Here is a 21,470-nt window from a genome sequence, read left to right as displayed (position 1 = left end):
CGGTGCCGCTATCGCCGCGAAGAAAGCTTGCGGCCAGCGGATCTGCCGGTTTATACCTCAGCCTTCATACTCAGCTTGCCGGATCAATCCGCAACGGTATCGTCACCGGCCCGTCGTTGACCAGGTGCACTTTCATGTCGGCGGCGAACTGCCCGGTTTGCACCTGCGGATGCAGCGCCCGGGCCTGGGCCACAAAGTAGTCGTAGAGCCGGCGGCCTTCGTCGGGCGCGGCCGCGCCGGTGAAGCTGGGCCGGTTGCCGCCCGACGCGTCGGCGGCCAGGGTGAATTGGCTGACAACGAGCAGGCCACCCTGAACATCCTGCACCGACAGATTCATCTTGCCCGCTTCGTCCGAAAAAATCCGCAACTTGAGGATCTTGGCGAGCAGCTTGTCGGCCTGCGCTTCGCTGTCGTCGCGTTCGGCGCAGACCAGCACCAGCAGACCGCCGCTGATCTGGCCGACAGTCTCGCCCGCAATCACCACGCGGGCCTCGGCCACGCGCTGCAGCACCGCCTTCATCAGTCCGCCACCCCGGCCGCGACAAACAGCGGTTTGCCCACCGGGCCCGCGAGAAAGCTCACGAACTGCTGAGCCAGCTCCTGCTGGTTGCCCGAGGCCAGCGGCGCGGCGGTGTACGCGGTGTAGTTCTGCACCTCGGCCGGAACCGGGCCGGCGAACTTCAGGCCCTTGTTCTGGTACAGAAGGATTTCGGTGATGGCCCCGAACCCGATCTCGCTGCCCTTTCCTTTGATGACATGTTCCATCACGGCGGCGCCGTCGGGGTAGCGCGTGGTCTTGCCTTCAACCTGGGCATAGACGTCCATCTTCTTGAGCAGGCCTTCAAGGTAGAGCCCGGTGGACGCGCGGTTGAACACCAGCGAGTCGGCAGCCAGCACCGAGCGCTTGAGCGCCTCGGCGCTGGAAATATCGGGCGCAGGCGCGCCTTCGCGCACGGCCACGCCCATGCCGACACGGCCCACGTTGGCGCGTGTTTCGGCCAGCTTGCTGGCCGCAGCGAATTCACCGATCACGGCGGGCGGCGCGATCACCACATCGAAGGCCGGGTTGGAGTCCATGCGTTTTTTCAGTTCGGGCGCGGTGTTGAAGCTGATCTTCACGTCGTGTCCGGTCTGCTTTTCAAACGCGGCGGCTGCCGCCTTCAGCCCCGGCTCGATGGCGCCGGCGCTGAGTACGGCGATTTCGGCGGCGCGCGCCGGCACGCCGGCCAGCAGCAGGGAGAAAGGAAGGGCCAAGGCCAGGGCTTTGGCGGCTGCAATGCGGCATTTCATGGAGAGTCCTTTGTCAAAAGCATGAAAAAAAGCAAATTCAAGGAGCGGCGGCCTCGGTGTCACTGCCCCTGGCCGCCGCCGGGCTGGTCAATCTCGTCGTCCTGCAAGGGCTCCACGTCGCCGGGCAGCAACTGGATGGTGGCGCGCAGGCCCGGCACAGCGGCGATCAGCGCCGCCTCGACCTGCGCGCGCAGGTCGGCCGCCTTGCCCAGGCTCAGGTTGGCCGGCATGTGCAGGTGCAAGTCCACGTAGCGCCGCTGGCCGGATCGGCGCGTGATCAGGTGGTCCACCCGCACCGCGCGGGGTTTGAAGGCTTCCAGGGTTTTTTCGATCTCGGCCAGCACCTCGGGTTCGACCGCCTCGTCCATCAAGCCCTGCGACGAGCGCCACACCAGCAGGCCGCCCTCCCAGAGGATGTTGAGGGCCACGCCTATCGCGACCACCGCGTCCAGCCACAGCCAGCCCGTCACCATCACGGCGCCTATGCCGACCACCACGCCCGCCGAGGTCCACACGTCGGTCACCAGGTGTTTGGCGTCGGCCTCCAGTGCGATGGAACGGTGCACCCTGGCCGCGCGGAACATCACCCAGGCCAGCAGCCCGTTGAGGGCCGAGCTGCCCACGGCGAGCGCCAGGCCCCAGCCCATTTTTTCGAGCGGCTGCGGGTTCAGGATGCGATGGGTCGCGGCCCAGATGATGGCCGCCGCCGCGCCTATGATCAGCGCGCCTTCAAAGCCGGAGGAAAAATACTCGGCCTTGTGATGGCCGTAGGGATGATCATCGTCGGCTGGCCGCTGCGCGATGGTGACCATCGCCAGGCCAAACACCGCGCTGGCGAGGTTGACGAACGACTCCATGGCATCCGACAGCAGCCCCACCGAGCCTGTGATGTACCAGGCCGCGGTCTTCAAGGCGATGGTGACGATCGCCACGGCCACGGAGGCAAGCAGCATGCGCTGCGGCGTCAAGGCCTGGAGGTTAATGGCGCTCATGAGGCTATTGTGTACGAGCGCGAGCCGCCGCCGGGGCGCCAAGGGTTGTTCCCAGGACCGGCGCCGGTCGACGCCGCTAGGATGAGTGCGCGCCGCAGCCCCTGCGCGTGATCAGTGATCAATCACCAACTGAACAACCATTCTGAGGAATCACCATGAAAATCCAGAAACGCAGTGTCGCCCTGGTGCTGGGCACCGTGCTGGCCGTCTCGGCCGGCGCCCTGTTCGCGCAGGCCTCGGGCCTGACGCGCACGCTGGTCGGCAAAGCTGATGTATCCGTGCCCGGGCGCGAGGCCGTGGTGGCCCGCGTCGATGTGGCGCCCGGCGCCAAAGCCGGCCGCCATACCCACCCCGGCGATGAAATCAGCTATGTGCTCGAAGGCGAAGCTACCCTGCTGATCGACGGCCAGCCGCCGCGCCAGGTCAAGGCGGGCGAGTCCTTCGTCATTCCGGCCGGTGTGGTGCATGACGCCCACAACACCACCAACGCGCCCATCAAGCTGGTCGGCGTTTACGTTGTTGAAAAAGGCAAGCCGCTGGCCTCGCCCGCACCCTGAGGTCGCGCGGGCGCTGCAAGCTCCGGTCGCCGATGCGACAATGGCCGCCGGAGTAAAAACAACAATGTCCTATCCGCATCTGATCGCAGCCACCGCGCTGGCGCTGGCTGCGGCCGGCGCGCATGCGCAGGCCCCGTCGGCAACCACGCCACCCTCTGTTCCCGAATCCCCCGGTATCGCGGCAACCTCGGCCGCCCCCGTTGAAGCCGCCCCTCGGCAAGCCGGTTTTCTCAAGACCCTCAAAGGCGGCGTGCAACTGCTGGAAGCGCCCGGCGCCGCGGCGCGCCCGGCGCAGGCCGGCGACGCACTGCAGCCCGGCGGGCGCATCACGACCGGCCCCGATTCCGCCGCCAGCGTGGTGCTGCGCGACGGCAGCACGCTGGTGCTCGGGCCGTCGTCGCAAATGGAACTCAAGGCCTTCAGCTTTGACGCGACCACCCACGAGGGCAACTTGCTCGCCTCGCTGCTCAAGGGTTCGCTGCGCATGATCACCGGCCTGCTCGGCAAGTCGCACCCGGAAGCGGTGCGCATTGAAACGCAGTTCGCTTTTGTGGGCGTGCGCGGGACGGACTTCATCGTGCAGGCGGACGACCAGCCATGAGCGGCCGTCTCTCCTTGTTCACGCCCGTCTCGCTGGCTCTGCTGTTGCTGTTGGGGGCCTGCTCAACGCCCAGCACCCGCGTCCTGCTGCTGCCGCAGGAAGGCGGCGCACCGTCCGCCGTGGTGGTGCGCGCCAAGGCGGGCGCCGGCGCCGAGACCACCGTGTCCCAGCCCTACCAGCGCGCCACCGCGGCATCGGGCGCCGACCGCGCGCCCCGGCTGGACCAGGCCGACCCGGCCAAAGTACAGGCCGAAAACCGTTCGCTGTTCGAGATGGCACCGCCCAGGCCGCAACGCTACACGCTGTATTTCGATGCGGGCGGCACGGTGCTCACCGCCGAATCGCAGCAGGTGCTGGAACAGGTGCTGGCCGCGGCGCTGGCCCGCAGCGGCGGCGACATGGTGATCACCGGCCATACCGACACCGTGGGCTCGGGCGCGAGCAACGACGCCCTGTCGATCCAGCGCGCGCAGCAGGTGCGCCAGATGCTGGCCGGCCGCGATTTCCCGGCGGCGCGCATCGAAGCCGCGGGCCGGGGCGAGCGCGAACTCGCAGTGCCGACGGCCGATGAGGTCGATGAACCGCGCAACCGGCGCGTCACCGTCGAGGTTCGCTAATATAAATAGTCAGGTCAGGCGCCGGGGCGGCGCAAGCTCAGCCCAGCGTCACGCGCGCGAACTTGCGCTTGCCGACCTGCAGCACATAGGTGCCGGCTGCCAGCTTGAGCGCCTTGTCGCTCACCACGCTGGAATCCACCCGCACACCGCCGCCGTCGATCAGGCGTGTGGCTTCGCTGCCCGAAGGCGCCAGGCCCGCGGCTTTGAGCAAGGCGCCAATGCCCATGGGCGCGCCTGTCAGCGACACCTCGGGAATCTCATCGGGCACGCCGCCCTTGCTGCGGTTGATGAAGTCCTGCTCGGCGGCATCCGCCGCGGCGGCCGAGTGAAAGCGTGCCGTGATTTCCTTGGCCAGCGCCACCTTGGCGTCCTTGGGATTGCGCCCGCCTTCCACCTCGGCCTTGAGGGCCGCGATCTCGGCTTCGCTCTTGAAGGACAGCAGCGTGTACCACTTCCACATCAACACGTCGGAGATCGACAGCACCTTGGCGAACATGGTGTTGGCGTCTTCGCTGATGCCGATGTAGTTGTTCTTGCTCTTGGACATCTTGTCGATGCCGTCCAGGCCTTCGAGCAGCGGCATGGTCAGGATGCACTGCGGCTCCTGGCCGTATTCCTGCTGCAGGTGGCGGCCCATCAAGAGGTTGAACTTCTGGTCGGTGCCGCCGAGCTCGAGGTCGCTTTTGAGCGCCACCGAGTCGTAGCCCTGCATCAGCGGGTACAAGAACTCATGCAGGCTGATGGGCGTGCCGGCCTTGAAACGGTCGTGGAAGTCGTTGCGCTCCATCATGCGGGCCACGGTGTAGCGCGAGGCCAGCTGGATCATGTCGGTGGCGCCCAGCGGCTTGCTCCATTCGCTGTTGTAGCGCAGCTCGGTCCTGGAAGGATCCAGGATCTTGTCGGCCTGGGCACGGTAGGTCTCTGCATTGACCTTGATCTGCTCGGGCGTGAGCGGCGGGCGTGTGCTGTTGCGGCCCGAGGGGTCACCGATCAGGCTGGTGAAATCGCCTATAAGAAAAATGACTGTATGGCCCAAATCCTGGAGCTGACGCATTTTGTTCAGCACCACGGTGTGGCCGACATGAATGTCAGGCGCGGTCGGATCCAGGCCCAGCTTGATGCGCAACGGCACCCCGGTGGCCTCGGATTTGGCCAGTTTTTGTATCCAATCGTTTTCCGGGATCAGCTCTTCGCAGCCCCGGAGGGTGATCGCGAGGGCCATCTTTACACGGTCGGTGACGGGGTATTTTGTAACAAGCGCTTGATTCATAAGGGTTTTTCACATGTCGGGGGATTGTCCGACAGATATACTGGCGGCTCTCCTGCATCCAGCGGGCCATTTTAGTTGGCCTGCAAATTGCTGATCAGGAACCACATCGTCTGGATGGCTCAGGCCCCACCCCTCACGCAGGGCTGGCCATCAAAAGCTCTCCATGTTTTATACAGCAGTCCGGCGCGCCGCAGCGCCCGATGCATTTTTGTTGGGAATTTTGTCTTGAAACTGCCAACCCCATCCCAGGTACTGCTACCCGTCGCCCACAGCTTTCGCCGCCACCCCAAACGTGTTGCCGCCAGCCTCGCAGTCCTGCTGCTGGGCACCGGCGTCACGGCCTTCGGTGTGGCCCCCATGGCCCCCGATGCCGCCGACCTGCCGGTGCGCCAGGTGCTCGAAGCGGTGGAATCCCTGCCCACGCAGGCCCAGACCGAATCGCTGACCGATTTCCGCTTCAAGCTGTTTCGCACTGAGAGCACGCGCAGCAGCGACACCGCCGACTCGCTGCTCAAACGCCTGAACATCGACGACAGTGCGGCCGCCGCCTTTTTGCGCAGCGACGCCAATTCGCGCAACCTGCTGTCGGGCCGCGCCGGCAAGAACGTGACCGTCGAAGCCAGCGACAGCCAGCAACTGCTCAAGCTCAGCGTGCGCTGGCCCACCGACGACGAAACAACGTTCAAGCGCCTGGTGGTCGAACGCGGCCCCGCGGGCTTCAGCTCGCGCATTGAAACCGCGCCTTATGTGGCTACGGCACGCCTGTCCAGCGGCAGCATCCAGACCTCGCTGTTCGCCGCCACCGACGATGCCCGCATCCCCGACGGCGTGGCCGTTCAGATCGCCGAAATTTTCTCCGGTGACATCGACTTCCGCCGCGCGCTGCGCAAGGGCGACCGCTTCAACGTGGTCTATGAGTCCCTGGAGGCCGACGGCGAGCCGCTGCGCACCGGCCGCGTGTTGTCGGCTGAATTCGTCAACGCCGGCAAGCCCTACCAGGCCATGTGGTTCCAGCCTCCGGGCCAGGACGCGACGGGCGCCGCCAACAGGGGCGGCTACTACACCCTTGACGGCCAGAGCCTGCGCCGCGCCTACCTGAGCTCGCCGGTCGAGTTCTCGCGCATCAGCAGCGGCTTTTCGATGCGCTTCCACCCCATCCTGCAAAAGTGGCGTGCCCACCTGGGCACCGACTTCGCGGCCGCCACCGGCACGCCCGCGCGCACCGTCGGCGATGGCGTGGTCGAGTTCTCCGGCGTGCAGAACGGTTATGGCAACGTGGTTTTCATCCGCCACCGCAACGGCCACGAAACCGTTTACGCCCACCTGAGCAAACTCATGGTGCAAAAAGGCCAGAACGTGAGCCAGGGCCAGACCATCGGTTTGGTCGGCAGCACCGGCTGGGCCACCGGCCCGCACCTGCATTTCGAATTCCGTGTCGGCGGCGTGCAGCAGGACCCGATGACCATCGCCAAACAAAGCGAGACCATTCCCGTCGCCGCAGCTTCCATGCCGCTGTTCAAGCAGCTTGCGGTGGGTGTGAGGACGCAGCTCCTGGCGGCATCCAGCATTACGCAAACCCGTACTGAATAACATCCCGCTCGCCCCGGGCTCTTTATCAGCCGGGGCCGCGGAACCGGCTTTGCCGGACCGCAGGCGCAGCGGCCCCCTCGGGGGGCAGGAAGCTACACGAAGTGAGCGACCGTGGGGGCCACATCGTTACGGCAAAATAGGCCGATGACTGACTACTACATTGGCCTGATGTCAGGCACCTCGCTCGACGGTGCTGATGGTGTTCTGGTGGCGTTTGAGGGCGATACGCCGAATGTCCTGGCCGCCGCGACCGAGCCCTTCAGTGAGGCCTTCCACGCCGAGCTGCTGGCGCTGAACACGCCCGGCCCCAACGAACTGCACCGCGCCGCCCTTGCGGGCAACCAGATTGCGGCGGTCTATGCCAAGGTCGTCGCCGCGCTGCTGGCCCAGGCCGATACGCAAAACATTTCGCCCCTGGACATCAAGGCCATAGGCGCGCACGGCCAGACCGTGCGGCACCAGCCGCAGAGAACGTCGAACGAGGCGGGGGGTGCCGGCTACACCTTGCAGCTCAACAACCCGGCCTTGCTGGCCGAACTCACGGGGATCACCGTCGGCGCCGATTTCCGTAGCCGCGACGTGGCCGCGGGCGGGCAGGGCGCGCCGCTGGTGCCGGCTTTTCACCAAGGTGTTTTCGGGAGTGAGGATGGCGCCGTTTGCGTGCTCAACCTGGGCGGTATTTCCAATCTGAGCGTGTTGCCTGAAGCGGGGGCTTCGCCGGTGCTGGGTTTTGACTGCGGGCCCGGCAATGCGTTGATGGACGCCTGGTGCCGACGGCATACGGGCCAGGCCTATGACGCCGGCGGGGCGTGGGCGGCCAGCGGGAAGCTGCTGCCGGCGCTGCTGGACAGCCTGCTGGATGAACCCTATTTTTCCCAGCCGATCCCCAAGAGCACCGGCCGCGACCTGTTCAGCCAGGCCTGGCTGGCGGGCAAGCTCCAGCCCTTTGCCGGCGAGCTGCCTGAAGACATCCAGAACACCTTGACCGAGTTCACCGCCAGAGCCTGCATCCTGGGCGTCGAGGGTTACGGAAAAGGCAGCGAATCGCTGATCGTGTGCGGCGGCGGCGCTTTCAATGCCCACTTGCTGACGCGCCTGCAGGCCGGTTTGCCGGCGGTGCGTGTCAGCACCTCCGACCAGCACGGCCTGCCGCCCCTCCAGGTGGAGGCGACGGCGTTTGCCTGGCTGGCTCGGCAACTGGTGCTGGGCCGGCCCGGCAACCTGCCCAGTGTCACGGGGGCGCGCGGCCTCAGGGTGCTGGGCGCGGTGTACCCGGCCTAGATCAGGAATAAGAAGACAGGGGCAGCGCCTTGTCTTAAGGCAGGTCTTTGTAAGGCTCCGGCTGCGACGCGTCACGCGGCCCCACCGTGCCCAGCCTGGCCTTCAAGGACTGCGGCTGCCCCGTCAGCATGGCGGCGTAGTTGGTGGTGTTGGACAGCACCTTCTTCACATAGTCGCGCGTCTCGCTGAAGGGGATGCTCTCGGCCCAGATGGCCGCGTCCAGCACCGGTCCATTGCGCCAGGTGCGCGGCCGGCCGGGGCCGGCGTTGTAGGCGGCCGCAGCCATGGGCATGGAGCCGTTGAGGTCGTCCAGCGCGAGCTTGAGGTAGGCCGTGCCGATGGCGATGTTGGTATCGCGGTCATTGAGCTGGTCCTGCGTGAAGCCTTCCAGGCCGATTTTCTTGGCGGTCCAGCGCGCCGTCGCCGGCATGACCTGCATCAGGCCCGCGGCGCCCACACCGGAGCGCGCATCCATGATGAAGCGGCTTTCCTGGCGGATCAGGCCGTACACATAGGCCGGATCCAGGTTGATGGACTGTGCGCGCCTGGTCACCGCCTCGCGGAAAGGCATGGGGAAACGCTGCTCGAAATCGATCTCGCCCTTGGTGCGGTCGCTGGTGTTGATGCAGCGGTCCCAGATCTGCCGGTCGCAGGCGAACTGCGCAGCCGCCAGCAGCTCGCGGTCGGCCATGCCGCCGCGCTTGTGCAGGTTGGTGCTGTAGTTCCACTCGCGCGTGCCTTCCGGGCGCAGGCCTATGGCGATGGCGTAGGCGCCGCGATTGAGCCCCGGGTTGAGCCTTGCGGCTTCTTTTTCTTCAGCTGTCAGCGGAGCGGGCTTGGCCGGCACGGTGACTTTCTGGCCGAGTTCCTCAAGCGCCAGTTGCTCGTAAAAGCCGCGCACCGATGCGAAGGACTGCATCAGGGCCAGCGCCTCGGCGCGCTGCGGCGAGATCGTAATGCCGGTGGGAATGGTCTGGACCACGCCGGGCGTGGTGGCCACCACTGCTGGCTTGGGCGGCGCATCGGGCGGCGCGGTGGCCAGCAGCGCGCGCGCCTTCCAGTAGCTCCAGGCCGGGTCCTTGCGCCCGTCTTCGCTCATGGCATTCACGGCCGCAAGCACCAGCGCCCAGTTGGGCTGGTTGCCGGCGCGCAGCGCGGCGCGCACTTTCCAGCCCAGCATGTCGTCGCTGAGATCGGTGTCCTTGGTGACCTTGGCGAAGTACTGGAGCGCATCGCCGGCCGGGGTGGTGCCCAGGCGCGTGGCGGCCTGCCGGCCGATCACGCCCCAGACCCAATTGCGCTCTTCGGTGTTGAGCTGCATGCCCCATTTGTTTTCGAGCTGGAAGGCCGCGCCATCGATGTCGCTGATCGCCATCTTGATCAGCGCCAGCGTGATGATCTCGCGCCGCGCCTTGCTCAGCGCGATGTGCTTGCTGGCCAGGAATTTGATGGGGCTGGCGTTGAGGTCATTCACCATGCCCGCGGCGTCGGGGGCGACGATCTGCACAGCGGCCAGTGCCGCGCGCGGGCGGTTGGCTTCGGTGGCCAGCCGGGCTTTGACCCAGGCGTCCTGCGGCGTGAGGTTTTTGGTGCCCACCAGGCGCTCGGCGGCCGCGTTGCAACCGTCGTCGGCCTCGCGTTGCGCGTACCAGTTCTTCTTCACTTCGTCAGCCAGGCGTGCATCGGGCGCCGGGTTTTTCAGGTGCTCGACCAGCAGCGCGTAGCAGCGCACTTCCTTGTCGTCGTTCATGCGGTAGTTGGGATACTCGGCCGCAAAGCCGGCCCAGTCGCGGCGCTGGCCCAGCAGCAGCAGCCAGTCGTTGCGCAGGCGGTCTTCCTGGTAGGTGCCGGCGTAGCGGCTGAAAAAGTCCTGCACTTCCTGCGCGCCGACTTCGCCCAGGCGCAGCTTGAGCTCCCAGTAGGCGGCCCAGGGCTCCAGCGCGTGGCCCCTGGCCTGTGGCAGCAGCTGCGCCAGCCGGGCGCGGTCGCCGCGCTTGAAGGCCTTGTTCATCTCGATGATCACGTTGTCGGCAGCCGTGGTGGGCGCCTGGGCCGCAGCAGGCGCGAGCACCGCGAAAAAGGCCGCCGCGCCCAAAATGGGCGCCAGGGCCGCCGCCCGCATGGGGCTGTTAAGAAATTTGTATAGCATCTGGGACATTATGGACAAATTAAGCACTCGCAAAGCGCTGGTTGAAGCCCGTCTGAACATGCCTGACCGCCTGGAGCGGGCCGATCTGTTGCAGCGTGTGATGCGCATCTGGCTGGTCGGTTCCACCCACGAGGTGATTGGGGCCTATTGGCCCATCAAAGGAGAGTTTGACCCGCTGCCCGCGCTGTACCGGTGGCAGGAAGACGCAATCCTGAGTCAGGATTCTTCGTCAAACCCGGCACTCGCCGAAGTGGAAACTGCACAGCTTGCTACCGAAAGCATAGCGGCCCGGTCGCCGCGCAAGATCGGCCTGCCGGTGGTCAACAAACTGCACAAGACCTTGACTTTCCACGCCTGGTACCCGGGGTGCCCCATGGAGGAAGACGCCTACGGCATCCCGAAACCAAAAGATACAGAGGTGATTATTCCCACCCTGTTGTTCGTGCCCTGTGTGGGCTACGGGCCGGGTGGTTACCGGTTGGGTTATGGCGGCGGCTTTTACGACCGCACCCTCGCCACCCTGCAGCCGCGCCCGTTCACCGTGGGCCTCGGCTATGCGCAAGGCTGGTTGCCGGACATGGAGCCGGAGCCGCACGATATTCCGCTGGACGCCATCCTCAATGACAAGGGCGTGGTTTGGCCGGTGTGATGGCGGGATGCCTCATCGCTGCCGCCTGGGGCGAGGCCCGGTGTCTTGCCGCGCTCTTTCCTGAGTTGCCGAACGCTTCATGGCGATGACTACGCTCGACGGTTTTTTCATCAACCTTGACCGCAGCCCCGACCGGCTGGCGGCGATGCGCGGGGAACTGGCCCGCAGCGGGCTGGGCTTCGTCGAGCGCTTTGCCGCCACGGATGCCCGGGCGCTGGAGCGGCCCGCCGATTGTGCAATCCCGATGGCGGCCTACGGTGCTTTTTTGTCCCATCACGCGTTGCTGAGCCAGGCGCCACCTGGCAGCTGCACACTCATATTTGAAGATGACGTCCAGCTCGGTGAAAACCTGGGTGGTTTGCTATCGGCGCAGTCATTGCGGGAGATGGTCGCGCACGACATCGTTTTCCTGGACTGCCAGCCCGCACTGGAGATAGGCCTGCTCACCGAGCTTTACCGCGCCATGCTGGGCGCGATGCCCGGCTTTCAGCGTACCGAGCTGCCGTCGGCGCTGCGCCGCCACGCGTCGACCGTGGCCCTGTACCCGGCGCGCGGGCTTTACCGCTGGGGCGCGGCCGCCTACCTTGTCACGCCGCGCGGCAAGCAGAAGCTGCTTCCATGGCTGCAGCGGACCCTGGATGCCGGCCCGCCCGGAACCCTGGACATCCTCTACAGGAACCTGATCGAAGACGGAACCCTGGATGCCACCGTCATGGTTCCCTTCTTTGCGACCCCCAGCCTCGAGGGGCTGCGCCACAGCACGATAGAAGGCCGCGAACAAAGCCTGGTGCCGTTTGTGCTGGGCAGCATGATCAGGCGCTTTTTCTTCGCCGGGCCCACCGACGGGATCGCGCAATTCCTGGAGACGGTTTTGCAACAGGAGTTTGCGCCGGACGGTGATGAACTGCTGGCCGAGATGATCCGCCTGACGGCCCTGGGATTGATGCGCGACCGCCGGTTTCTCGATTTCGGGGTCTGAGCGGGCCGGCCGGTATATTCATCAGAGTCAGCGGCGTCATCACAGCGCCGGGCCATTCACAAAAAACCGAGGGAGCGAGAGCATGGCGACAGGCAACACGGTCCACAAGGATGTCATAAAGGTGGTAGCGCTGGCGCTGCTGTCGCTGTTCCTGGTGCCGGTGGCAACGCTGCTTTTTGTCAATCACGCCCAGCCTGTGCTGGACGGTGCCATCTTGCGTTCCATAGAACGGCAGATCGACCAGGACCCCAGCATGTCCGCCGAAAGCAAGGCGCACACCAGGACGTTTTACCGTGACAACCCGATCTCCCGCATATGCGCCGAGGCCGACCTCGTGCAGGACCCGGACATGTTCTGCGAGCCCTTTTCCGATGTCTGGCAGTTCTATGCGGCGCATGTCATCGCCAAGTGGTCGATTGCCGTCGGTATGGCCGTCTTGCTGCTGCAGTTGCTGCTGGGCGCCGTGGCGTTCTGGAACCGCAAGGCGCAGTACCTGAGCTTTGTGCTGGGCTGGCGCATGCTGAGCCTGGCCAGCGCGCTGGAGATGCTGGTGCAGGGGGCCATGCTGGTGTGGCTGTCGTTCTGGCTCACCGCATTTTTCTTTCATGTCTATTACATCAAGCTCATCGCGATGATTGGCTTTGTGGTGGCGGTTGCCGTGTTTTTCGCCATCACGGGCTTGCTGCGCCGGCCCGCGCTGGCCAACGTCATCGAGGGCGAACTAGTTAGCGACGGCGATGCGCCGGGGCTGTGGGCCAACACCCGCGCGCTGGCCGCGCGCCTGAAAACCGCGCCGCCCCAGCAGATCGTCGCCGGCATCGACACGAATTTTTTCGTCACCGAAGCGCCGCTCACGGTGGCCGGGAAGGCGCTCACCGGCCGCACGCTGTTTGTCAGCCTGCCGCTGCTGCGGCTGCTGGACCGCGCGCAGGCCGACGCCGTGCTGGGCCACGAACTGGCGCACTTTCGCGGCGGCGATGCGGCCAGCAGCGCCCGCCTGGGGCCCAAGCTCGTGCAGTACGACCACTACCTGGCCATGATGCGCGGCGGCGGCCTGACCATGGTGGTCTACTACCTGATGTACCTGTACCGCATGATTTTTGAGTTAGCCCTGATGCGCGACAGCCGCGAACGCGAATTCAAGGCCGACCGCACCGCCGCCAAGCTGGTCTCGCCGCAAGCCATCGTGCAGTCGCTGATCAAGATCGCGGCCTACGCCAGCTACCGCGCGGAGATAGAGCGCGAATTGTTCGAACAAGACCGCCAGCACAACCAGCAACTGGGCATTGCGCAGTTTGTGGCCTCGGGCCTGGCGCCCTATGCGGCATCGGCCAAATTCGTGCAGGCCATGGGCTCGGCCAGCGTGCCGCACCCTTTTGATTCGCACCCGGCCATGCTGGACCGCATGAAGAACGTGCGCCACCTCGTCAAGCCCGACGCCTTTGGCGCCGTCGTGACCGAGCCCGTGGCGCGCAGCTGGATTGACGACATACAGACCGCGCCGCAGATCGAGCAGCGCCTGTGGGCGGCCTACGAGCAGGGCTTTGCCGCCGACCACGAGCGCACCCTGGCCTACCGCTATGTGCCCGACAACGACACGGAGCGCGCGCTGGTGCTGCGCTATTTTCCGCCCCTGCGGTTCCCGCTCAAGGACAAGCTGGCGATAGCGGTGACCTACAGCGGCCTGCAACTGCCGGGCAAGCCCGAAGAACTCTCATGGGACGAGGTCAAAAACCTCGCCCATGAAAATGGTCTCGGCGGCGATGTGCTGACCATCACCCTCCACGAAAAAGGCCTGCTGGGCGCCAAGACCACCAAGGTCAAGCTGCCCGGCATCGGCAAACAGCTGGAGCTCTTCAAGACCGCGTTGGGGGTTTATCGGCATCGGCATGAGGTGATGCGGAGGCAGTTGGCAGGGTAGTTTTGGCCGGGTCTTGCTCCGGCTTGCGCGCCCCGCCCTCTGCTGAGTGTTGCTGGCCGGGCAACCCCGGCCAGCAAGCCCCAACAAAAAAAACCACAGCCGCTAGAACAAGCAGGGCCTAGCCCTTCGGCTTATAAGCCACGACATCAATCTCCACTCTCGCATCGACCATCAGCCGAGCCTCTGTGGTAGACCGGGCCGGCTTGCCGCCCGTGAAGTAGCTCATGTAAACACGGTTGAAACTGCCGAAGTCGCGCGCGTCCTGCAGCCAGACGGTTGTCTTGCAGACGTCGTCCAGCGTGCAGCCGGCCAGTGCCAGCGCGGCCTGGATGTTCTTCATGACCTGGCGGGTCTGCACTTCGATGCCGCCCTGCACGATCTCACCTTTTTCGTCGCCCGGCACCTGGCCGGAGACATAGACGAAGTCACCGGCGCGCACCGCGGGCGAGAAGGGGCGGGGCTGGTGGTCGGAGGCCAGGGGCGGATTTCCTAAATATTCCAGAGGCATGAAGAACTCCTTTTTAAGTATCGATTGATCGTAAATGTGAAAAATATTTTCAGAATTTCCCCTTTTATTCGGGTTTATCCTGAAAAATAGCATTTATAGACCAATTAATCTTCGATCGTGAAATTTAACTTCAATCAGGAGTTCTTTATGACCCGTGGAATCCGCATGCACCGCCGCACCGCCTTGTCCTCCCTGCTGGCCCTGGGTGCGGCCGGCGCCGGTTTCGGCCCGGCCGCCGCGCAGGGCGGCAAATCGGCCCTGAACCTGGCCATGGTGGCCGAGCCGCCGACGCTGGACATCCAGTCCACGCCGGCAGACCTGGTCTGCATCATCATGCAGCACGTTTACGAGCCGCTGTTCACCTTCGATGCCAAGGCGACGCTGGTGCCCATGCTGGCCGAGGCCATGCCGAAAATCTCGGCCGACGGCAAGCTCTACACCATCACCCTGCGAAAAGGCGTGATGCTGCACAGCGGCCGCGAACTCAATGCCGACGACGTGGTGGCCAGCCTCAAGCGCTGGATGGACGTTTCGCCGCGCGGCAAGTCGGTGGCGGTGCAAGTGGCCGACCTGGCGGCCAAGGGGCCGCTCACGGTCGACATCACGCTGAAGAACGCCTACGCGCCGCTGCTTTCGCAACTGGCCATGGCCTCGGGCATGGCGGCCATCATGGCCAAGGAATCGCTGGCCCAGCCGCTGCGCGAGTACGTGGGCACCGGCCCCTACAAGTTCAAGGAACGCAAGCCCGACCAGTACGTGCTGCTCACCCGCTTTGACGGTTACGCCGCGCGCAAGGAAGCTGCCAGTGGCTATGGCGGCAAGCGGGTGGCCGCGGTGGAAGAGCTGCGCTTCGTGCCGGTCCCCAATGCCAACACGCGGGTGGAAGGCGCGCTGGCCGGCCAGTTTCACTACGCCGACCTGCTGCCGATCGAGGCCCTGCCGCGGCTGGAAAAGGCCGGTGGCAAGGTGGTGCCCATCATGACGCCTTCCTTTGGCTTTCCTTACCTGGTGTTCAACACCAAGGAAGGCTCGCTGGCGCATCAACCGGTGCGCAAGGCGTTGCAGACCGCGCTGGGCGAAGGCGAAATGCTGGCGGCAGGCTTCGGCGACACCCGCTTTTTCATCGCCGAAGGCAACCACTTTCCCAAGGGCACGCCTTTCTATTCGACAGCCGGCACCGCCGCTTACAACGAGCGCGATGCCAAGAAGGCCAAGAGCCAGGCCGAGCAGGCCGGCTACAAGGGCGAGCCGGTGCGCATCCTGACGAGCCGCCAGTACGACTTTCACTACAACATGGCGCTGATCATGGCCGAGCAGCTCAAGCGCGCCGGCTTCAAGGCCGAGCTGAACGTGGTGGAGTGGGCCACGCTGCTGCAGCGCCGCGCCGACCCCAAGCTGTGGGATATCTACATCACGCATTCCGGCTTGTTCCCCGAGCCCATGCTCTCGCCCCCGCAACTGGGCGACGGCGCGCCGGGCTGGTGGAGCTCGCCCGCCAAGACGGAGGCGCTGGCCGCGCTGAACCAGGAGCCGAACCCGGCCAAGCGCGGGGCGCTATGGGGCAAGGTGCAGCAGGTGGTCTACGACGAGGTGCCCTACATCCAGGTCGGCAAATTCGCCAGCCTGTCGGCGCGCGCCCCGGCGCTGCAGGGTTACACGCCTTACACCTATCCTTTCTTCTGGAATACCAGCCTGAAGAGTTGAGCCCCCACGCTCCCCCACTGCGTGTGGGTCGCTGCCCCCCGAGGGGGCCGCCCGCCTGCGGCCCGGCAAAGCCGGTTCCGCGGCTCGAGCTGGCTTTTATTCCGGCTCGTTTCGACGGACGTGGCGACGTAGTTGCATAGAGATGATGACGCGGAGCGCCTTCGAATGGTTAGAAGATTCACCTCATTGAATAGAAGAAAGTCATGACACGGTATCTTTTGTCCCGGCTGGGCGGCATGCTGGTGGTGATGGCCATCGTGGCCGTGCTGGTTTTCATCCTCACGCGCGCCGCCCCGGGTGACCCGATTGCAGTGTTGCTGGGCGACCAGGCCACGGCCGAAGACATCGCCCGGGTGCAGAAGGTCTACGGCCTGGACAAATCCCTGCCGGTGCAGTTCGCCTTGTGGATTCGTGAACTGGCACACGGCAACCTGGGCGAATCGATCTTTCTGCAGCGGCCCGTGACCCAGGCGCTTTGGGAGCGGGCCGAGCCCACCGCCTTGCTGTCGCTGATGGCGGTCGCGATTGCCGCCCTGATCGGAGTGCCCTGCGGCATCGTCTCGGCGGTGTTTCGCGGCAAGCCCATCGACCAGGCCTTTACCGGCTTCGCGATGCTGGGCGCCAGCGTGCCCAGCTTCTGGTTCGGCCTGGTGCTGATGCAGATATTCGCGGTCTCGCTGGGCTGGTTTCCGGTCTCGGGCTATGGCGAGCCGGGCGCCTCGCTGGCCGAGCGCATCCATTGCCTGGTGCTGCCTGCGGCGGTGCTGGGCGTGCTCAATTCGGCGCTGATCATCCGCTTCACCCGCGCCTCCATGCTGGACGTGCTGGGCGAGGACTATGTGCGCACCGCGCGGGCCAAGGGTTTGTCTGAAAGCGTGGTGGTGCTCAAGCATGCGCTGCGCAACGCGCTGGTGCCCATCGTCACCGTCCTTGGCTTGACGGTGGCGCTCATGATTGGCGGCGCGGTGGTGACGGAGACCGTGTTCGGTTTGCCCGGCGTGGGCAACCTGGTGGTGAGCGCGGTGATACGGCGCGACTACCCGGTGATCCAGGGCGCGCTGCTGGTGGTGGCCGCGATCTACGTGGTCATCAATTTCGCCATCGACCTGCTCTATACCGTCGTTGATCCCCGAGTGAAATACTGACATGCAGATGCCCCTGATTCTTCGCAAGCTGTTCCGCCGGCGCATCGTGCTGGCGGCGGCGATCGCGCTGGCGATCGTCGTCCTGGTGTCGCTCTTCGCCGGCCCCCTGAGCGGGCTGGACCCGAACGAGACCGCTGTGAGCCAGCGGCTGTCCCAGCCGTCATCCTCCCATTTGTTCGGCACCGACGAACTGGGCCRCGACCTTTTCGCCCGCATTGCCTTCGGGGGCCGCTATTCGCTGACCATCGCATTGTTGACCGCGCTCGGCTCGGTGGTGAGCGGCACGCTGTTCGGCCTGGTCGCGGGATTCTTTCGCAGGCTCGATGCGCCGGTGATGCGTGTGGTCGACGCGATGATGTCCTTTCCCGACATCCTGCTGGCGATCGCGCTGGTCGGCATCCTCGGGCCGTCCATGCTGAACGTGGTGCTGGCCCTGGTGCTGGTTTACACGCCGCGGGTGGCGCGCGTGGTGCGCGCCTCCACCCTCGTGGTGCGCGAGCTGCTGTTTGTTGAGGCGGCACGCGCCGTCGGTGTCTCCACCGCGCGCATCCTGTGGCGCCACATCCTGCCCAACCTGATGTCGCCCATCCTGGTGCAGGCTTCTTTTATCTTTGCCTACGCCATCCTGGCCGAGGCCGCGCTGTCCTTCCTGGGCGTGGGCGTGCCGCCTGAAATTCCGACCTGGGGCACCATGGTGGCCGGCAGCCAGCAGTATGCCCACCAGGCGTTGTGGATTGTGCTGTTCCCGGGGCTGGCCATCATCCTCACGGCGCTCTCGCTGCAACTGCTGGGCGACGGCATTCGCGACCTGCTGGACCCACGCTTGAGGAAATCGATGTGAAGGAAATCGACGTGAACCGGTTGGAAGTCCGTCATCTCAGCACCTTTTTCGACACCGACGAAGGCCTGATACGCTCCGTCGCCGACGTGAGTTTCAGCATACGCCCCGGCAAGACCACCGCGCTGGTGGGCGAGTCGGGCTCCGGCAAGTCGGTGACCAGCCTCACCTTGATGCGCCTCCTGTCGCGCACCGCCTCCACCCAGGTCAGCGGCGAGGCGATGTTCACCAACCGCGCCGGCCAGACACTGGACCTGCTCTCGCTGCCCGAAGCCGGCATGCGGCGCATACGCGGCAATGAGATCGCAATGATCTTCCAGGAGCCCATGACCAGCCTGAACCCGGTCTTCACCGTGGGCGAGCAGATCGCCGAATCGGTGCGCCTGCATATGGGGCTGGACCGCAAGGCCGCGCTGGCCCATGCGCTGCGCATGCTGGAGCTGGTCGAGATCCCGGCCGCCGCGCAGCGCCTGAACGAATACCCGCACCAGCTCTCCGGCGGCATGCGCCAGCGCGTGATGATCGCGCTGGCCATGGCCTGCAACCCGACGCTGCTGATCGCCGACGAGCCCACCACCGCGCTGGACGTGACCATACAGGCGCAGATCCTGGAGCTCATGCGCCGGCTGCAGGCCGAGACCGGCATGAGCATCCTCTTTATCACCCACAACCTAGGTGTGGTGGCCCACCATGCCGACGACGTGGCCGTGATGTACGCGGGCCGCATTGTGGAAGCGGCGCCGGTGCGTGATCTGTTTGCCCAGCCGCGCCATCCCTACACCCAGGGCCTGCTGGCCTGCCTGCCCGCGCAGCAGCGCAAGCGCGAACTGGCCAGCGGCCAGGCTGGCGCCAAACGCCGGCTCTACGCCATACGCGGCCAGGTCTCCAGCCCGCTGGCGCCGCCGCCGGGCTGCGCTTTTGAGCCGCGCTGCGACCTGGCGATTCCGCCTTGCCGCGATGCCATGCCCGCGCTGCTCGCTGCCGGGCCAAGCCGCAGCGCCCGCTGCATACGTGTGGAAGAAACAGCTACCGCGACGGTGGAGTCCGTATGAGCGCCCCTTTGATTGAAGTCAAAAACCTCCAGCGTTATTTCGGCGCGGCCGCGAAGCCGGTGCGCGCGGTCGACGATGTTTCCTTCAGCATCCAGCCCGGCGAAACCCTGGGCCTGGTCGGCGAATCCGGCTCCGGCAAAAGCACGATTGGCCGCACCTTGCTGCGCCTGATCGACGCCACCTCGGGCCAGGTGCTGTACCGCGGTGAAGACCTTGGCAGTGCCTCGAGCGGCCGTATGCGCGCGCTGCGCAGCAAGCTGCAGATGATTTTCCAGGACCCTTATGCCAGCCTGAATCCCAAGATGCGGGTGAAAGACATCCTGGGTGAGGCCCTGCAAGTGCACGGCCTGGCCAAAGGCAAGGAAGCGCGCGACAAACGCATCGCCGAGTTGCTGGAGCTGGTCGGCCTGCGCGCCGAACATGCCGCCCGCTACCCGCATGAGTTTTCCGGCGGCCAGCGCCAGCGCATAGGCGTGGCGCGGGCGCTCGCGGTCGAGCCCGAGTTCATCGTGGCCGACGAGCCCTTGTCGGCGCTCGACGTGTCCATCCAGGCGCAGGTGGTCAACCTGCTGTGCGACCTGCGCGACCGGCTCTCGCTGACCATGCTGTTCATCTCGCACGACCTCGACGTGGTCGAATACCTGTGCGACCGCGTGGTGGTGCTCTACCTGGGCCGCGTGATGGAAGTCGCGCCCACGGCTGAACTGTTTGCCCAGCCGCTGCATCCCTATACCCAAGCCTTGCTGGCCGCTTCGCCCAAACCCGACCCCGAACTCAAAAGCGAACGCATCGCGCTCCAGGGCGACATTCCCAGCCCCGTGAATCCGCCCTCGGGCTGCGTGTTCCGCACGCGTTGCCCGCATGCGATAGAAGCATGCTCCGCGGCCCGCCCCGAGTTGCGCGACATGGGCAATGGCCGCTTCAAGGCCTGCATACGCGACGATATTGCAAACGCCGTGCCGGCGGTGACCGCATTGATGGCCGCCTGAATGGCTGCCTGACAAAATAGACACCATGACCACATTGCAAGATCTTCTCGACCCGCAGCTTGACCGCTCCTTCAAAGGTTTTCCGCACACCAGTGGCCCTGTGCGCCGCTCCGACATGGGCAAACAAGGCTGGAATGTGCTCAAGGGCGACCTGCCGCTGCCGCTGGCGGTCGTCAAGCAGTCGGCCATGAAGCACAACCTCGGCTGGATGCAGCGTTTCGCCAAAAGCCAGGGCGTGGACATGGCGCCGCACGGCAAGACCACCATGTCGCCGCAGCTGCTCAAGCGCCAGCTCGATGAGGGCGCCTGGGGCTTGACCTTCGCCACTGTCACGCAGATGCGCGCCGGCATCATCGCCGGCGCCAAACGCCTGGTCATCGCCAACCAGGTCGTGAATGCCCTCGACCTGGCCGGCATCCAGGGCATGCTGCGCGAGTATCCCGGCCTGCGCATCATTTTCCTGGTGGACTCGACGGCCCAGCTGGCGCTGATCGAAACCTGGGCAAAAGCGAATGCCGCCCTGATGGTGTCGCCCTTCGAGGTGCTGATGGAGATCGGCGTCATGGGCGCGCGCACCGGTGTGCGCAGTGAGGACGCCGCCATGGCCCTGGCCGCCGCCATACGCACCAGCCTGGCCTGCCGCCTGGTGGGCATCGAAACCTATGAAGGGCAGGGCGCCACCGGCGATTCGGCGGCGGACAAGGCCTATGCCGATGCGCTCATGCGGCGCACCTGCGACATCGCCCTGGCCTGTGACCAGCAGGGCCTGTTCGACAGCGAGGAAATTTTGATGACGGCCGGTGGTTCGGCCATCTTCGACCTGGTCAGCGGCTGGCTCACGCCCAAGCTCTCGCGGCCGGTGCGCGGCCTGCTGCGTTCGGGCTGCTACATCACGCACGACCACGGCAATTACAAGCGCCTGGTCGGCGCCGTCAATGCGCGGCTGCATGACAGCGACGGGCTGAAACCGGCGATTGAAGTCTGGGCCACGGTGCAGTCCTGTCCCGAACCCGGCCTGGCCATCCTGGCCGTGGGCCGTCGCGACCTGTCCTACGACCTGGAAATGCCGATACCGCTGTCATCGGTGAATGCGCCCGGCGCCGCGCCCGTGGCCGCACCGGCGGACTGGAAAGTCACGGCGCTCAACGACCAGCATGCCTATTTGCGCGGCAGCGGCCCGGAACTCGCCGCGCTCAAGGTCGGCGACCTGGTGGCGCTGGGCATCTCCCACCCCTGCACCACCTTCGACAAATGGCGCTGGATGCCGGTTGTCGATGAAAACTACACGGTGTGCGATGCCCTCGTCACCTGCTTCTAAACTGCTCGCCTCCTTCATGG

At 65.5% G+C, this 21,470-nt stretch carries 20 protein-coding genes; 14 read left to right on the top strand and 6 right to left on the bottom strand.

Going from position 1 to position 21,470, the window contains the following annotated elements; all coding sequences use genetic code 11:
• Window positions 1-70: 70 nt before the first annotated feature.
• The 3 genes from dtd to AC1DXS_RS17255 are packed head-to-tail and all read right to left on the bottom strand — an operon-like array spanning window position 71 to window position 2,282.
• Window positions 71-520 carry a D-aminoacyl-tRNA deacylase gene (gene dtd / locus AC1DXS_RS17265; protein ID WP_477738702.1) on the bottom strand — a complete coding sequence of 150 codons (450 nt, stop codon included), beginning with the start codon at window positions 518-520 and terminating at the stop codon, window positions 71-73.
• Entirely contained in the window at window positions 520-1,290 is a 771-nt protein-coding gene (locus AC1DXS_RS17260) for a substrate-binding domain-containing protein (RefSeq protein ID WP_477738701.1), read from the bottom strand. The genes dtd and AC1DXS_RS17260 overlap by 1 nt, the downstream gene beginning before the upstream one ends.
• Window positions 1,291-1,349: 59 nt before the next feature.
• Window positions 1,350-2,282, bottom strand: coding sequence for a cation diffusion facilitator family transporter (locus AC1DXS_RS17255; RefSeq protein ID WP_477738700.1), 933 nt, complete (start codon window positions 2,280-2,282; stop codon window positions 1,350-1,352).
• A 155-nt stretch (window positions 2,283-2,437) separates the two neighbouring features.
• Between AC1DXS_RS17255 and AC1DXS_RS17250 the strand changes: the two genes are divergently transcribed.
• From AC1DXS_RS17250 to AC1DXS_RS17240, 3 genes are all read left to right on the top strand, one after another.
• A complete protein-coding gene (locus AC1DXS_RS17250; RefSeq protein ID WP_413328956.1) occupies window positions 2,438-2,839 on the top strand; it encodes a cupin domain-containing protein in 402 nt (133 codons plus the stop codon).
• 64 nt (window positions 2,840-2,903) lie between these two features.
• On the top strand, window positions 2,904-3,440 hold the full coding sequence (locus tag AC1DXS_RS17245; RefSeq protein WP_477738699.1) for a FecR family protein: 537 nt from the start codon (window positions 2,904-2,906) through the stop codon (window positions 3,438-3,440).
• Complete coding sequence (locus AC1DXS_RS17240) at window positions 3,437-4,057, top strand: OmpA family protein (protein WP_477738698.1); 621 nt, start codon at window positions 3,437-3,439, stop codon at window positions 4,055-4,057. The genes AC1DXS_RS17245 and AC1DXS_RS17240 overlap by 4 nt, the downstream gene beginning before the upstream one ends.
• Window positions 4,058-4,094: 37 nt before the next feature.
• On the opposite strand, the gene tyrS is transcribed toward AC1DXS_RS17240, so the two are convergent.
• Window positions 4,095-5,327, bottom strand: coding sequence for a tyrosine--tRNA ligase (gene tyrS / locus AC1DXS_RS17235; RefSeq protein WP_477738697.1), 1,233 nt, complete (start codon window positions 5,325-5,327; stop codon window positions 4,095-4,097).
• A gap of 225 nt (window positions 5,328-5,552) precedes the next feature.
• Between tyrS and AC1DXS_RS17230 the strand changes: the two genes are divergently transcribed.
• Entirely contained in the window at window positions 5,553-6,917 is a 1,365-nt protein-coding gene (locus AC1DXS_RS17230) for a peptidoglycan DD-metalloendopeptidase family protein (protein WP_477738696.1), read from the top strand.
• A 144-nt stretch (window positions 6,918-7,061) separates the two neighbouring features.
• On the top strand, window positions 7,062-8,198 hold the full coding sequence (locus AC1DXS_RS17225) for an anhydro-N-acetylmuramic acid kinase (protein ID WP_477738695.1): 1,137 nt from the start codon (window positions 7,062-7,064) through the stop codon (window positions 8,196-8,198).
• Window positions 8,199-8,232: 34 nt separating this feature from the next.
• On the opposite strand, the gene AC1DXS_RS17220 is transcribed toward AC1DXS_RS17225, so the two are convergent.
• Entirely contained in the window at window positions 8,233-10,356 is a 2,124-nt protein-coding gene (locus tag AC1DXS_RS17220) for a lytic transglycosylase domain-containing protein (RefSeq protein ID WP_477738694.1), read from the bottom strand.
• 1 nt (window position 10,357) lies between these two features.
• Between AC1DXS_RS17220 and AC1DXS_RS17215 the strand changes: the two genes are divergently transcribed.
• From AC1DXS_RS17215 to AC1DXS_RS17205, 3 genes are all read left to right on the top strand, one after another.
• Window positions 10,358-10,996, top strand: coding sequence for a 5-formyltetrahydrofolate cyclo-ligase (locus tag AC1DXS_RS17215; protein WP_477701224.1), 639 nt, complete (start codon window positions 10,358-10,360; stop codon window positions 10,994-10,996).
• A gap of 79 nt (window positions 10,997-11,075) precedes the next feature.
• On the top strand, window positions 11,076-11,975 hold the full coding sequence (locus tag AC1DXS_RS17210) for a glycosyltransferase family 25 protein (protein ID WP_477738693.1): 900 nt from the start codon (window positions 11,076-11,078) through the stop codon (window positions 11,973-11,975).
• Window positions 11,976-12,057: 82 nt separating this feature from the next.
• Window positions 12,058-13,896: a M48 family metallopeptidase gene (locus AC1DXS_RS17205; RefSeq protein ID WP_477738692.1), complete on the top strand. Its 1,839-nt coding sequence runs from the start codon at window positions 12,058-12,060 to the stop codon at window positions 13,894-13,896.
• A 118-nt stretch (window positions 13,897-14,014) separates the two neighbouring features.
• Here the strand turns inward: AC1DXS_RS17205 and AC1DXS_RS17200 are convergent, their stop codons facing one another.
• Window positions 14,015-14,404, bottom strand: coding sequence for a RidA family protein (locus AC1DXS_RS17200; RefSeq protein ID WP_074579553.1), 390 nt, complete (start codon window positions 14,402-14,404; stop codon window positions 14,015-14,017).
• A gap of 147 nt (window positions 14,405-14,551) precedes the next feature.
• On the opposite strand from AC1DXS_RS17200, the gene AC1DXS_RS17195 reads away from it, so the two are divergent.
• The 6 genes from AC1DXS_RS17195 to AC1DXS_RS17170 all read left to right on the top strand — a co-directional run bounded on the left by AC1DXS_RS17195 (window position 14,552) and on the right by AC1DXS_RS17170 (window position 21,450).
• Entirely contained in the window at window positions 14,552-16,108 is a 1,557-nt protein-coding gene (locus AC1DXS_RS17195) for an ABC transporter substrate-binding protein (RefSeq protein WP_477738691.1), read from the top strand.
• Between the two features lie 203 nt (window positions 16,109-16,311).
• Window positions 16,312-17,253, top strand: coding sequence for an ABC transporter permease (locus tag AC1DXS_RS17190; RefSeq protein ID WP_477738690.1), 942 nt, complete (start codon window positions 16,312-16,314; stop codon window positions 17,251-17,253).
• Between the two features lies 1 nt (window position 17,254).
• Window positions 17,255-18,094: an ABC transporter permease gene (locus AC1DXS_RS17185; protein ID WP_477738689.1), complete on the top strand. Its 840-nt coding sequence runs from the start codon at window positions 17,255-17,257 to the stop codon at window positions 18,092-18,094.
• Window positions 18,091-19,143, top strand: coding sequence for an ABC transporter ATP-binding protein (locus AC1DXS_RS17180; protein WP_477738688.1), 1,053 nt, complete (start codon window positions 18,091-18,093; stop codon window positions 19,141-19,143). Before AC1DXS_RS17185 ends, AC1DXS_RS17180 begins: the two co-directional genes overlap by 4 nt.
• Window positions 19,140-20,132, top strand: a complete 993-nt coding sequence (locus AC1DXS_RS17175) for an ABC transporter ATP-binding protein (RefSeq protein WP_477738687.1) — start codon at window positions 19,140-19,142, stop codon at window positions 20,130-20,132. The genes AC1DXS_RS17180 and AC1DXS_RS17175 overlap by 4 nt, the downstream gene beginning before the upstream one ends.
• A 25-nt stretch (window positions 20,133-20,157) precedes the next feature.
• Window positions 20,158-21,450 (top strand): alanine racemase, encoded by a 1,293-nt coding sequence (locus AC1DXS_RS17170; protein ID WP_477738686.1) that lies wholly within the window; start codon window positions 20,158-20,160, stop codon window positions 21,448-21,450.
• Window positions 21,451-21,470: the final 20 nt, after the last annotated feature.

Source organism: Polaromonas sp. P3_B1 (assembly GCF_056402935.1).
This window is presented reverse-complemented; position numbering and strand designations above follow the sequence as displayed.